The 13,445-nt window shown below is 35.7% G+C and carries 12 protein-coding genes and 1 pseudogene; 4 read left to right on the top strand and 9 right to left on the bottom strand.

Annotated elements, in window-relative coordinates:
- The first annotated feature begins 339 nt into the window (after nucleotides 1-339).
- Nucleotides 340-474 (top strand): hypothetical protein, encoded by a 135-nt coding sequence (locus MHB45_RS20050; protein WP_340908062.1) that lies wholly within the window; start codon nucleotides 340-342, stop codon nucleotides 472-474.
- A gap of 337 nt (nucleotides 475-811) precedes the next feature.
- Here the strand turns inward: MHB45_RS20050 and MHB45_RS20055 are convergent, their stop codons facing one another.
- From MHB45_RS20055 to MHB45_RS20095, 9 genes and pseudogenes are all read right to left on the bottom strand, one after another.
- On the bottom strand, nucleotides 812-1,609 hold the full coding sequence (locus MHB45_RS20055; protein ID WP_034304454.1) for a fumarylacetoacetate hydrolase family protein: 798 nt from the start codon (nucleotides 1,607-1,609) through the stop codon (nucleotides 812-814).
- Nucleotides 1,610-2,148: 539 nt separating this feature from the next.
- Nucleotides 2,149-2,358 (bottom strand): hypothetical protein, encoded by a 210-nt coding sequence (locus MHB45_RS20060; RefSeq protein WP_034304456.1) that lies wholly within the window; start codon nucleotides 2,356-2,358, stop codon nucleotides 2,149-2,151.
- A gap of 182 nt (nucleotides 2,359-2,540) precedes the next feature.
- A complete protein-coding gene (locus MHB45_RS20065; protein WP_081088724.1) occupies nucleotides 2,541-3,050 on the bottom strand; it encodes a hypothetical protein in 510 nt (169 codons plus the stop codon).
- 501 nt (nucleotides 3,051-3,551) lie between these two features.
- Nucleotides 3,552-4,845 (bottom strand): annotated as a pseudogene (locus MHB45_RS20070) (IS110 family transposase).
- 304 nt (nucleotides 4,846-5,149) lie between these two features.
- On the bottom strand, nucleotides 5,150-5,557 hold the full coding sequence (locus MHB45_RS20075; protein WP_048678123.1) for a VOC family protein: 408 nt from the start codon (nucleotides 5,555-5,557) through the stop codon (nucleotides 5,150-5,152).
- A 128-nt stretch (nucleotides 5,558-5,685) separates the two neighbouring features.
- Nucleotides 5,686-6,132: a GyrI-like domain-containing protein gene (locus MHB45_RS20080; protein WP_072273606.1), complete on the bottom strand. Its 447-nt coding sequence runs from the start codon at nucleotides 6,130-6,132 to the stop codon at nucleotides 5,686-5,688.
- 210 nt (nucleotides 6,133-6,342) lie between these two features.
- The gene (locus tag MHB45_RS20085; protein WP_048678128.1) at nucleotides 6,343-6,801 is read right to left on the bottom strand and encodes an NUDIX hydrolase; all 459 of its coding nucleotides are present in this window, start codon (nucleotides 6,799-6,801) and stop codon (nucleotides 6,343-6,345) included.
- A 129-nt stretch (nucleotides 6,802-6,930) separates the two neighbouring features.
- A complete protein-coding gene (locus MHB45_RS20090) occupies nucleotides 6,931-7,068 on the bottom strand; it encodes a hypothetical protein (RefSeq protein ID WP_167555975.1) in 138 nt (45 codons plus the stop codon).
- 207 nt (nucleotides 7,069-7,275) lie between these two features.
- A complete protein-coding gene (locus MHB45_RS20095) occupies nucleotides 7,276-8,445 on the bottom strand; it encodes a serine hydrolase domain-containing protein (RefSeq protein WP_072273608.1) in 1,170 nt (389 codons plus the stop codon).
- 819 nt (nucleotides 8,446-9,264) lie between these two features.
- Between MHB45_RS20095 and MHB45_RS20100 the strand changes: the two genes are divergently transcribed.
- The 3 genes from MHB45_RS20100 to MHB45_RS20110 all read left to right on the top strand — a co-directional run bounded on the left by MHB45_RS20100 (nucleotide 9,265) and on the right by MHB45_RS20110 (nucleotide 13,442).
- Entirely contained in the window at nucleotides 9,265-10,665 is a 1,401-nt protein-coding gene (locus MHB45_RS20100) for an alkaline phosphatase (RefSeq protein ID WP_048678132.1), read from the top strand.
- A 90-nt stretch (nucleotides 10,666-10,755) separates the two neighbouring features.
- On the top strand, nucleotides 10,756-11,508 hold the full coding sequence (locus tag MHB45_RS20105; RefSeq protein WP_048678134.1) for a hypothetical protein: 753 nt from the start codon (nucleotides 10,756-10,758) through the stop codon (nucleotides 11,506-11,508).
- 392 nt (nucleotides 11,509-11,900) lie between these two features.
- On the top strand, nucleotides 11,901-13,442 hold the full coding sequence (locus MHB45_RS20110; RefSeq protein WP_048678137.1) for a spore germination protein: 1,542 nt from the start codon (nucleotides 11,901-11,903) through the stop codon (nucleotides 13,440-13,442).
- The last annotated feature ends 3 nt before the right edge of the window (nucleotides 13,443-13,445 follow it).

A 13,445-nucleotide genomic window follows, 5' to 3' on the forward strand; every position in this document is an offset into this window, starting at 1 on the left:
CAGGATAAAAAGGGCTTTCTTTCAAAATAAAATCTCGGTTTCAGTGTGATCACATTTGAAAGATATGAATTCATTATACATAACCGGACAATCATCATATATGTTCCGCTGCTTTGCTTCTCCTTATTAGGCTTTTCAAGAGTTACTCTTTATAAAAAGATAACAAAGTATGGACTTTAATATTCATTATCGTCTATCAACAATAGCTGACACCATTACATATTAAATGCTATATGGATGTTTTCAAATCAAAACGAGGCCCTTCACTCGTTTGGTGAATAAGTCGCCATCTAATAGTCCATCTTAACAAATGAAGCTACATGGAGGGAGGTTCTAGGCATGAGCCAAAAGCGTGATAAAGGCAATGCTCAGAAGGGAAAGGCTAAAAGCAATACAGTAGACCCCGTGATTGCAGCAGAAGACTTGGAAAAAGCAATTTATCCAACTAATAAGCCCCCGCGCAATGCTAAATAAGTACAATCTCGTGACTTCTTTGCTTTTCCCAGAAGAGCTTGCAGGTAAACGAAACTGAAGGGTCAAGCATTCCGCTAACATGAAGGATTACTTGGCTCTTCATCGAAATAATAGACTTTTCGAATTACCAAAATACCAGTCGTCATTATCTAGTGTATCTTCCCATCCAACACTTATATTTCTAATAGCCTGTTATTCGTCTCAATCACACCCCAAATGTTTATCTACATAGATACTTTATCCATTCTTTATTAAACTAACCTGCCCGATGCATAAGAAAAAGCTGCCTTAAAGGCAGCTCTGATCTTTTTTAACGTATTAAGAATTCCAGCAAATCCTACTGGACACCATTACATAACCGACCGATATTCTCGACTTCAACAACGACTTCATCCCCCGACTTGATCATGCAGCTGCCAGATGGTGAACCCGTGGCCAAAATATCACCGGGCTCCAGTGTCATTACCTGTGAAAGCCAGCTGATCAAAAATGGAATGCTCAGAGACATTTCATTGGTATTTCCGTCTTGGACAACGCGGCCGTTTAAAGTGGTCACAATCCTTAAGTTTGTAGGATCTACCCCGGTAACGATGCATGGTCCCAAAGGTCCGAAAGTATCAAATCCTTTGCCCCGCGTAAACTGTGGATCTTTTTTTGTAAGATCTCTTGCTGTCACGTCATTAAATATCGTGCAGCCGAATACATAATCAAGCGCATCTTCTTCTTTAATGTTTTTTCCGCGCTTTCCAATGACAAGGGCCACTTCCCCTTCAAGTTCCACTTGATTGGATAGCTCGTTTGGAGGAAGGATAATATTCTCCTTGTCTGCAATAAGCGAAGATAATGGCTTTAAAAATAGGAATGGTTCAACAAGGTTTGCCTCTCCACCCGTTTCCTTCGCATGACCTGCATATGTCCAGCCGAAATTAACCACTTTCGAAGGTTTTACAGGTTCCAAGATTTTCACGTCACTATATTTCAGCTCGACCCCGTCATACTTTATTTCCTTGTTGACAAGTTCAGCAAAACTGCTAGACAGTTGTAATATCATGTCATCCTCAACAATACCGTAATGTATATTGCCCTGTTGATTCTGATAGCGAACTATTTTTTGTGTTTTTTGTAGCACATGCATTATGAATAAACTCCTTTGATGATTAAGATTACCACAGATATTATATAATCCGGTTCTACTATACTATAACATGCCTGTTCTTTTACGGGAAAAAAGAGCTCTCGTCGCGACTCCATCTTCTACTAAACCGACCTTTAGTTCAATAAGAAAATTATTTAACTATGTATTTTATGGAACCCTATCATTTTTTTATAATTTTATCTGTGCATTGCCTTATATAGGCTGCAATACATATTCCGATTGGCAGCCTCAGTAGTACATTCCCCATGAAATGTTTACCACCCAATCTTGTATAATATTTTCTAAACAAATCCAGTCTATTAAAGACTTGTTGCTTATTGATTATCTCAAAATATCAAAACTTTTGTACTGGTAATTCGTCCCTTTTCAGCCAACCTGCCTTGTTAGTGCCATAAAAAAAAGGCTGCCTCAGCAACCTTTTTGTCTGTTGGATCAAATGGGTGGCTTCACCTTTAACCCTGATCTTTTGCTCCTGATAAGGTAGTATAGAGATTCAGCACTTCGTTTCTTTGTATACGTTATCGAGTCGCTTTAGGCGGTTGGCACACATCACATTTACGTTGGTTATTATTTTTAAATTTCTTAAATGTTTTTTCAAAGTTGCTTCCACATGTACATTTAAATAGTAACTTTTGAGAAAAACCATGATATTCCGTCGTCAGTAACTTACTTTCCGAATTCTTCTCAACAAATTCTTTAATTTGACCAATCGTCCATTGTTTATTCATTCTCATACACCTCCATATTTTATCGCTATGCGGAGGCTTTTCTAGGCATCCGTTCAAAAATAGTAATTTTCGTAAGTTATTCATTATAACATGAGCCGGCACTCAATCAAACAACTCGTTTGTTGAATAAGAAAAGGAGCTGCTGAACAGCTCCTGGTAATGCACCCGTTAGTTCAACAAAATCACTTAGCCTTATTATGCAATTGAAATGACTCTTCAGAACCATCCCATTTTACATTTACTTTTATAACTTCGCCTTCACCTATTATTGCTCCATTTTCTGATCCACCTCTAATTGTAAATACTTTTTCACTAGGTGGTTCTTTGTATGCCTCAGTTTTAGTTCCGCTTGAAGTGGTTATTTCATAAGTGTATTCCAGGTTTTTCATGGAAGATAATTCTTTCAAAGCCCCCTTATATTTTAATACAAGTTCATAGCTATCTTTGCTAGAATGAGTGGTTTGTTCGTTTTTCTCTCCCCATAATTCAGTTCCTTCATAAAAATATACAGCTTCCCAATGTTCGCTTTCTCCTGTAAATTGATAATTATGTTCAGTCATTTCCTCCGAATTAGTATCTTTTTTAGTGGTTTCCAAATTAGTGGTATCCGAATTAAAATCCTTGTTAGTGCTGTTAGATCCACAAGCTGTTAAAACCATCATTAAAAATAATACAGTAAAAATTTCCTTCAAATTATATCCTCCTTAATGATAAAAATGAATTTTTTTCAATTTTACCATTTAAAGGTTTTCATTTTGGTTTCGTTTGAAAATTTTTCATTCCACTAACCTCCCTCAATAAACTAAACACAATCTCACGATTGCTTTAAAATTCTTAGGATTTCATAGTCATATCATTAACCGTTATCTATGTAAGCTCGGCATTACTCCTCTAGGATAGGGATTTATCGAAAAAAGTGTATGCTAAACTAGCCAATCATAGGAAAAAATTGGTTTAAGCAATGTTATGATCGCACTTTAGGATATCCACATGTCTCATGGAGGTCAACCCTCCCATATCTCACAGAGTCGATGCTCCTACATTCCTTCGTTCAACCTTTCCATGAGGTGGATGTCGGTCACGCTGCCCCACAGGATCTAAGTCCTCACGTTAGTTGCTTTGCCGACTAATCCGTGCTTCACTTTTAAATGAGTGTTAATTAAATGACCGTGTAACCATAAAAATCCGATGAACTATGCGACTGTTTCATGTGCTACAAATGTTGCCATATGAGGGATATCCTTTAACATCTTGTCTTCTTGAAACGTAAATTGTTTTTTACCGATTAAAAACAGAATTCGAATAAGCTTGTTACACAAGGCTATCAGAGATTGCATTTTTTTAATGGATTCTGAGCACGTGTTGTGTAATATAGATGAAGAGCTTTAAAAGCCTTGTTCTTTGCCACCAGTATCATGGCTGCCCGGAATAAGAGGGCCCTCAATTTCTTTCGTCCCCGTTTGGTAATCTTGGTCTGACCTTTGTGCTTTCCTGATGTGTTTTCTTTTAAACTTAAACCTGCTAATTTTACGATTTGGCGAGGATGTTGATAGTCTCTGAGGTCGCCGACCTCTGCGAAAAACCCTGCTACAGTATCTCGACCAATCCCTGACACCTCTAACATTTGTGTGACACCTGGGATATGGTCTAATAACTGATCTAATTGATAGTCTAATTCTTTGAATTTCATTTGAATAAAATCATACTTCTCTAATAAAGCTCTCAACTCTAATTTCGCCATAGCTGCCCCTTGAAGAATACCAATCGAACGATTGGCTGCTTCTTTAAGTGCTCGTATCTTCTTTAAGCCTATACTGCGTTTTACCACTTGTCTTAAGGAAAGTAAGAGTTCTTCATCCGTATACTTAACAAGTTCATATGGCAAGGCTTCTAGCTTTAGAAAATGAATAGCTGCCTTGCCTTCCCAACTTTTGAACACCGTCAAAAATTCGGGAAAGTAACGATCAAGCCAGTTATGAACTTGTCCCTGAACGACCTGTAAGTCAACGTTGAGAAGATCACGAAGTTTTTTTGCCACTCGGAGTTCTGCATAAATTCCTTATGGAATTGTTGGTTCGGCGTATCTTCCGTCCTTGACTAACTGTGCGATGACCTTTGCATCTTTACATCATTCTTTGTAGGTGAATTATCGTCTAATTCTTTACTTCGTTTAACATGTAGTGGATTGACAGATACGAACTTAATATTATTCTCTTTTAGAAGATGAGCTAGATTTAACCAATAATGACCGGTTGGCTCCATGCCTACAATCACTTGATTTAACTTACACCCTTTAACAAGTTGGGTAATCCAATCTAGAAACGAATGAAATCCTGCTTTCGTATTTTCAAAGAAACACGTTTTCCCCAGTTCCAACCCTCTAAAATCTTGTGCTCTTGCGACATGATTGTGTTTGGCGATGTCAACTCCGACAATTAAGGTTTCAGAAGTAATTTGAGTGATTTTATGATTTTGGTTATAATTCATTGTGAGGCCTCCGATAGATGTTTTTGTCCTTTTTAGCTGGCCAGCTCAGGACACATTCATCTTATCAAGAGGTCTTTTTTCGTTCAAACCTCATTTTCAGTTATTACAGGAATGCTGCCCCGTTAGTGCCATAAGAAAAAAGGCTACCGCAGCAACCCTAAAAAAAAAAACCGTTAGCTTAAGTGAAATGTTTCAAAGAATTATCTTTTAAATTCACTTCCATTAATATAGGAATACCACCATAAAAAGAAAAAAATGCAATAATCTTTTTTGATTATTCCGCCAAGATATTTTTATTGGTCAATTAAGATTTGTCTTTGAAACTTGGACTTAATTCACTCCAAACATCGAATTTGTTTCCATCTAGATCGAAGAAAACAAAGTTCCTTCCTGAGTGTCCCCTATCTTCAATTTCTCCAACTCTCATTTCTTTATTAACAAATTCATTATGTAACGATTCTAATGCACTTAATCCATTAACTTCAAATGTCATCAAGAAATGTTCTTGACCATAAACATCATAGAAATTTGAGGTTTGGCCCATATTTGATTTAACTAAGAAGATGCTCTGATTTGCAAGGTTAAGAATAGCTTTATCATCATCCATATAACTTAACTCAGCACCTAAATTAATTACATACCATTCAGTAGAAAGTTCAACATTGGTGACTGGGATATAAGTAGTTCCTACTCTTATTAGTTTTTCACTCATCTTATTTTTCTCCCTTCAATAACTTTCATTATTTCTTTCTATACCTTATACATATTTCCCGTTTTTATTAATGCTACTTTATTCAACTAAACTCTCTTTATGTTGAAGAAGTTTTTGATTTATCACTTTTAAGCTTGAATTGGTAAGTAAATCTGTACCTCTTCTCCTCCTTCCACCATAGGGTGATAGGTCTCTATTATATAAGAATCAAGATCTCTCTGATAATCTTGTTCTTCTGCCCAATTCAATAAATTCAAATGAAGTACTCCCAAATTCGAAATATTTCCTCTTGTTGTTACGTAACTTTTAACCGTTTCAATATAATCCATTCCTGATGGTACTTCATTTAATTTCTCACTTACGACTAGCCCTACATAATAATGACCTATCCTATGTTCCTCATTCTTTTTAGGTTCAAATAATGCAATTTCAGTTTCCTTTGAATTTAGGATTTCGTTTGAGCGACTTAAAAGTTGCTTTGCAAGCAATGGGACTTCATTACCAAAGTTAACAAACTCCCCACTACCTTTTAATCCAACAAGCTTAAATTCTTTTTTAACCTTCTTAAAAGACATTTTAATCTCTCCTACTCAATTATATAGATGTTCCATAATATTCTAATTTAATCATTCAACAAAAAAACCCTTACTTCCTGCATAGAAGTAAGGATTTCATACTGGTTTATTCAATTGTTATTAAACTAAACTGCCCCGTTAGTGCCATAAGAAAAGGAGCTGATGATCAGCTCCTGGTAATGAAGTAAAGGACTGTTAGCTTAATATGAATTATTTACTTAGTTGTTCATTATAAATACTAATTGAATGTACCTTCTCTTTTAATAAGTTATCTATTATTTGCTTTAGTACCCTGGGTTCACGTAGTTCTTCATTATCAAATTTCACAAGGTCATTCACCTTAATCCATCTACTGTCTAAAATTTCATCTTCTTCAAGATTTAATGAACCACCATTAACCTCACCAGTAAAATGAAATAGAATAACTTGATTGTTTGTACTACTGATAAAATTATATACACCCGTTGTACCATTAAGTTTTACATCAAAGCCTGTTTCCTCTTTTACCTCCCTACGAGCTGAATAGAGAATGTCTTCACCATATTCAATGCGTCCACTTGGAAAGTTCCACTTATCAATAGCAGTTGGTTTATTTTCTCTAATTATTAAGACTTCATCATCTCTGAATATTGATACACTAACTACTAAAACTATCCCATTATGAGCCATCCTTTTCTCCTCAAGTATTTAATTTTATATTTATTACTACCTTTTTCTCTAATTAACACCTGATTACCTTCTACTACCACTAACCTGCCCCTTTAGTCCCATAAGAGAAAACTGTTAGTTAAAGAACGTTTATTTCTTATCTCTAATTTCTTCTAAAATTTCTATTACACGATTGTTTTGTTTTTCTATATTCTTTAATCTTTTTTCAATAATACTTGAAGAGAAAAATACAATAAGTATAAGAGCTATTCCAACAAATAATTCCATATTAATCCTCCGATGAATTCAGTTTATGTTTAAGAGTATAACTTTACTAACCTATATTTTCCAGAACCGTTATGCAACTAACCTGCCCCGTTAGTGCCATAAGAAAAGAGCTGCCTTAAAAGACAGCTCTGATCTTCAGTTAACGCAACCGTTAGGTCAATAACAAAGCTTACCACTATGGTTGATGAGGTGTATTTTTATTTTTGCCTACTTGCTAAATTCAGCAAGTAAAATATTTTTAAAAGGATTAGGACTGTTATCCCTACCCAAACTGTTCAAACTGACGACCATCGTATGCTTGCCTCCAAGTGTACCTCCAGCAATAGTAGAAAACCCTAGAATGCCACCTGTGTGTCCCCATATCGAGACACCGTTTGGAAGCTTGGTTTCAAATATTCCAAGACCATATCCATCAATTCCTGCTCTTCCTGTAGGAACTGTAGTAAGCATTTGCTTTAGTTGCTGTTCCTTCAGTAATTTGCCACCAAGCAAGGAAGAGAAGAATTTATTTAAGTCGTCAGCAGTAGAAATCATATCTCCAGCCGAGCTACCTGCACTTGGGTTATAATAGGTAACGTCTTTTATCTCACTTGCTTCGTCTGGTTGGGAATATCCCCGAGCGTGCTTGGTGCCTGGAATAACGCTTGAATTTCCAGGTAGGAATGTCTCCGACAATTCAAGCGGTTCAATAATCCGATTTTCAATCTCTTCCGCGTAGCTGTTTCCGGTTACTTTTTCAATAAGAATACCCAGTAATACGTATCCTGTGTTTGAATAGGACCAGCCCTTTCCAGGGTCAAAGTCTGGGGGCAGCGAAATCCCCATCTTCACTAGTTCTTCAGCCGTATACGATTTTTTTGTATCCATAAAATTAGCGTCTTTTGACCTTGAGTATTCAGCGATACCACTTGTATGGTTCAATATCTGCCGGATGGTAATCTGTTTATCATTATATCCGTTTCCTTGAATGACACCAGGCAACCATTTTTCGATGGAGTCGTCTAGACTCAAGCGGTTCTCTCCAGCTAATTGAAGTACAACCGTTGCGGTGAACGTCTTCGTCACGCTGCCAATGCGAAAGCGAAATTCTGTTTTCATTGGTTTCTTGGTTCTCAGATCCGCTACCCCTGCGGCATAACCCCACGTTTTTCCATCCTCGGAAGTTTTAGCAAGTATCCCTGGGAATCCAAGTTGCAATGTATCCCGCATTGCTTGCTTGACGGAATTATGACCTCGTTGAGTGCTTGTTTGTAACGAACTAGATACATTTTGAGTGGGCTCTGCTTTTATAATTGAGGTTGGTGTTGTGTATAACAGAGAACTTCCAGCCATTAAAAGGGCAAGACTTGCAAATGTAATTTGACTACGAATTTTCATAAGGCATTCCTCTCTTTCTATTAATATTGTATGGGTGGTTGCTTTTTGTTCCATATGAATCACACAGCTATACTTTGCATAAAATGACTATCCTCGTTTTCATCTTGATACTCATCATTCTCATATTGATTTTCAATGTTCTTTTTTTATAAGGAATTGCTCCATTTCTTTTACATAATTTTACCATAAAACCAAATAATTAGATTTAAATATCATTTTTCTATTCATGGTTTAGTATTTATTGCATAGTTCGAATACAATATGCTTGATGAACTATCCTGCCCCGATAGTTTATTAAGGAAACTTTAATGATAAAACAGTTGTATGGTGTAAAAACTTAGTAGCGTTTATTAGAAAAGGTTCACAAAACGGAATCCTGTTATTTCATAACCCAATTCTTTATAACATTGATGTGCTTCATTTTTAAGTCCTATTCCACTAGCTAACCATGTATCTATATATTTATGTTTGGTGCTAAATTCTCGGTAAAATCCATTAACTCCGGACAACACCTTTATGGCGCACATTTGAATCGACATTAATTATAGAAATTTCACCAAATCGATTTAAATCTTCAATGGTTTCCCTCTTATACGAAACTCTAACATTCCTAGAATTAAATCAGTTTCCTCCTAATAATGTTTACAAAAAATTTACATGAATAATAATCCTTATTTGTTAATATTGAGGTTATTTCTTATTTGTAAAAATAAATATTGGTATTTTTAACGTTTAATTTACAACCAATTAAAATTACATTAATATACTCCCCCTATAATTCTCCTTGTAAGGATACGACAACATTTGGAGGTAACAACATTGTTCAAAAAGACGTTAAAGAAAAAGTTATTACCAGTAGCTGTTCTTTCGACAGTTGCCTTTAGTGGTTTAATTGGTGGTTTCTCGCATGTAAGCGCAGAGGATTCTGTGAATAAGAAAGCAAAGAATAATGGGGAAATCAAAAACGTCATTGTTTTAATCGGTGATGGCATGGGAGTTTCTTATACTTCTGCTCATCGCTATTTAAAAGACGATCCATCAACAAAAGTTGTAGAATCAACGACTTTTGATCAATACCTTGTTGGTCAACAAACAACTTATCCGGAAGACCCTGAACAAAATGTAACGGACTCTGCTTCTGCAGCAACTGCCATGTCTGCAGGTATTAAAACTTATAACAGCGCGATTGCAGTTGACAATGATGGTTCAGAAGCAAAAACGGTTCTTGAAGCTGCTAGAGAAAAAGGAAAAGCAACAGGTCTTGTTGCAACTTCTGAAATTACACATGCAACACCCGCTTCTTTCGGATCACATGATCACAGCCGTAAAAACATGAACTCAATTGCTGATGATTATTTTGATGAAATGGTGAATGGCCAACATAAAATTGACGTTCTTCTTGGTGGCGGTAAGAGCAACTTCGAACGTAAAGACCGCAATCTAACAGAAGAATTCAAAAAAGCTGGATACAGCTATGTGGAAAACCGTGAAGACATGTTAAAAGATAAAAATGGCAAAGTGCTTGGTTTATTCGCTGATGGCGGACTTCCAAAGAAAATTGACCGTACAGAAGAAGTTCCTTCATTAAAAGAAATGACAAACACTGCTCTTTCAAAATTAAACAAAGATAAAGACGGGTTCTTCCTAATGGTAGAAGGAAGCCAGGTTGACTGGGCAGGACATGACAATGATATTGTTGGCGCTATGAGTGAGATGGATGACTTTGAACAAGCATATAAAGCAGCAATTGAGTTTGCAAAAAAAGACAAGCATACATTAGTTGTAGCAACAGCTGACCACTCAACTGGCGGATACTCGATTGGTGCGGACGGTATTTACAACTGGTTCAGCGAACCAATCAAAGCTGCGAAGCGTACACCTGACTTCATGGCGCAAGAAATTGCTGACGGCGCAGGAGTTGAAGCAACATTGAAAAAGTATATTGATCAAAATATTCTAGCATTGACAGAAAAAGAAATTCAATCAGTTGAAGATGCAGCTAAAACAAAGAAAGTTCTTGATATCGATAATGCGATTGAGAACATTTTCAATAAGCGGTCTCACACTGGTTGGACAACAGGCGGACATACAGGTGAAGATGTTCCTGTGTATGCATTCGGCCCATCAAGTGAAAAATTTGCTGGACAAATCGACAACACTGAAATTGCAAAAAATGTTTTTGATGTCTTAGATTACGATATTAAAATTCAAGATAAGTAAGAAATAAATGGGCAAGCTAAAAGTATCCCGTTGCTATAGTACAAGCAACGGGAACTTTTTTTGAATATAGAATGATACGGAGGAATCATCATGAAAAAGACGCTTTCTATATTTTTTTTAATCTTGCTGCTTGTTGGCTGTTCATCAAATGCCAGTCCTGAAAACAATGAAAAAAATACAGGGAACGAAAACCAAACAGATAATAACGCCAACGAAAAAAACGATGAAACGAAACAGCAAAAGAATCAGGAGCAAAGTGAGAGCAAAATGGACGAGTATCAGCCTAATCCTCAAGTAACGGATGACCGTTCATTGCAAAAGGTTGGTCAAACATTTACAGACCAAAAAGGGGAAGCCACTTTAAAAGCGATTAAAAATGTTAATAAAACGTATGAAATGGGATCGATCGAATTAACAATAAGAGAGATGAAATTGATTCACTTAAGACCTGATTATGGTATGATCGATTATTTTCATGTATTAACACATGATGAGGAGTTTGATTTTGTTAAAGTTTTCGTTGAGATTAAAAATAAATCTTCAGAGAAAGTGAATTTCGCACCAATCGCATTACTAGAAACGAATACAGGCGAAACTTTTGATTGGCAGAAAGATATTTACCTTGAAGAATTAAACGGTGAAATTGAAGGCAACGGTACAAAGTTTGGAAACCTTGGTTTTATTGTAAATGCAACAGGTAATCATGCGCATAAAGAGGGGCACAATGAGTCAGATCATAAAGAAGTAAAGGACATTAAGTGGATTGAAATAACAACAAGTGATGTATTTGATAAAGACCAGAAAAAAATTAGCGAAGCGCAAAAAATTAGAATTGAGTTTTAATTCTATGTAAATAAAGATTTCCCGAAATGGATCTTAAAGTTAAATGGTTTAAAAACAATCTTTTTGACGGAAGGATACATTTTATTCTAATTATTTAAAATTACTCCAGGTTGTCCCCCGAAAAATTAATTAAAGAGGTTGTGGTGCAAAAAGTTTAACACACTTGCAAGCGATCTCTTATACAAAAATAAAACCCCTTGATGGCCAAGGGGTTTTATTTGTATCTGTAAAATAAAGTTTAATCAAATAATGCTATTACCTTGAGTAAAAATTAATAAAAATAGGCCCTTATAATATTTAATTAGATTATTCATTCAATATTATTATTTGGTACATACATTAATAATTATTGGAGAAAATATCCTATAAATAAATATAGGAGCTTAACTTTAATGAAGTTCATTAAACATTTATTAAAATATAACAAGGTAAATAATGACTATCTTCCTTCAAAGCAAGTACCTCAACCCTCTAAAGAAGTTTTCTCTAAAGTTAATGAAAATATCTCCACAATAAAACAAATCTTTTCTAACACAGAAGATTTAGTTGTAAAGGAATTCAAAACGGAAACAGTACGAGGTGTACTTATTTATCTCGAAACTATGGTAGATAAGGAAAAAATACAAAGAGACGCTTTGAAGCCTTGTTTACTATCGAATTCAGAAACAATTCAAAAGATGCTTAATACTAATTTTCAGGCTTCAACAGTTTTCAATCAGGTCGAGGATGCACTTTTAAAAGGCTCTTGTGTTTTGAGTTTAGATGGTTATGAAAAGCTTTTTTTGGTTGATGTCTCTATGTCTAAGGACCGTTCTGTTACAGAACCAGAAAACGAAAAGATTGTTCAGGGTTCTCATGATGGATTTATTGAAAACCTTTTAACGAACCTTCATTTACTTAGAAAAACAATGAAAAGTCCTAATCTGAGCATGAAATATTTCCCAGTCGGAATACAAGTTAAATCAAAAATAGCACTTGTGTATTTAAATAATCTTGCAAATGAAGAAGTAATCTATGAATTTGAACGCAGAATAAAATCCATTTCGATGGATAACGTTTTAAATATTGGATTCTTGGAGGAATTAATAGAAGATTCTACAATATCACCTTTTCCTCAATTATTAAATACTGAAAGAGTAGATCGTGTAATTGGACATTTAAATGAAGGCAGAGTTGCTGTCTTGATGGATGGAAACCCAACTGCTTTACTTTTGCCGGTTACATTTTTTGCTTTTTATCAATCACCTGACGATTATAATTCTCGATGGATGATTGGTACGTTTATCCGTTCAATTCGACATGCAAGTTTTTTGATCTCGATTCTATTGCCAGCTTTTTATATTGCTGTTATTGCATTTCACTTTGAAGTGCTGCCTGACGAACTTGTAAACCCTGTCGGAAGTTCAATTAATAAAATTCCTTTTCCTCCATTAATCGAAGCATTACTGATGGAATTAACCATTGAGTTGATTCGCGAAGCTGGAATACGTCTTCCCTCAAGAATTGGCCAAACAATTGGGATAGTTGGAGGCCTTGTTATTGGGGACGCCATCGTTCAAGCAGGGCTTATCTCGACTACAATGATTGTCGTTGTTGCCTTAACTGCTATTTCTTCTTTTTGTGTTCCATCACACGGAATGAGCGACGCAGTTCGATTGTTACGTTATCCGTTTATGTTTCTGGCTGCCTCGTTTGGATTCGTTGGAATAGTCTTTGGTTTTATTGTGCTTTTAGCTCATTTATGCAAGTTAGAGTCATTTGGTACACCCTACTTTGCTCCACTTGCTCCACTTAGAATAAAAGACATCAAGGATACTTTTTTGCGTCTTCCAATTTGGAAATTGAATACACGACCGTTAGATTCACATCCTACACACATTAAACAACAAAAACTTTCAAGGGGATGGAAATCCAATGATAACAAAAGAAAGTAGTAT

This window comes from Peribacillus sp. FSL K6-5616 (genome assembly GCF_038008245.1).
Taxonomy (GTDB): Bacteria; Bacillota; Bacilli; order Bacillales; family DSM-1321; genus Peribacillus; species Peribacillus frigoritolerans.

Coding starts and splice junctions, on each gene's coding strand:
- MHB45_RS20050 (WP_340908062.1), top strand. CDS start 340: ATGAGCCAAAAGCGTGATAAAGGCAATGCTCAGAAGGGAAAGGCTAAA.
- MHB45_RS20105 (WP_048678134.1), top strand. CDS start 10,756: ATGAAAAAGACGCTTTCTATATTTTTTTTAATCTTGCTGCTTGTTGGC.
- MHB45_RS20080 (WP_072273606.1), bottom strand. CDS start 6,132: ATGTCTTTTAAGAAGGTTAAAAAAGAATTTAAGCTTGTTGGATTAAAA.
- MHB45_RS20055 (WP_034304454.1), bottom strand. CDS start 1,609: ATGCATGTGCTACAAAAAACACAAAAAATAGTTCGCTATCAGAATCAA.
- MHB45_RS20060 (WP_034304456.1), bottom strand. CDS start 2,358: ATGAATAAACAATGGACGATTGGTCAAATTAAAGAATTTGTTGAGAAG.
- MHB45_RS20085 (WP_048678128.1), bottom strand. CDS start 6,801: ATGGCTCATAATGGGATAGTTTTAGTAGTTAGTGTATCAATATTCAGA.
- MHB45_RS20110 (WP_048678137.1), top strand. CDS start 11,901: ATGAAGTTCATTAAACATTTATTAAAATATAACAAGGTAAATAATGAC.
- MHB45_RS20095 (WP_072273608.1), bottom strand. CDS start 8,445: ATGAAAATTCGTAGTCAAATTACATTTGCAAGTCTTGCCCTTTTAATG.
- MHB45_RS20075 (WP_048678123.1), bottom strand. CDS start 5,557: ATGAGTGAAAAACTAATAAGAGTAGGAACTACTTATATCCCAGTCACC.
- MHB45_RS20090 (WP_167555975.1), bottom strand. CDS start 7,068: ATGGAATTATTTGTTGGAATAGCTCTTATACTTATTGTATTTTTCTCT.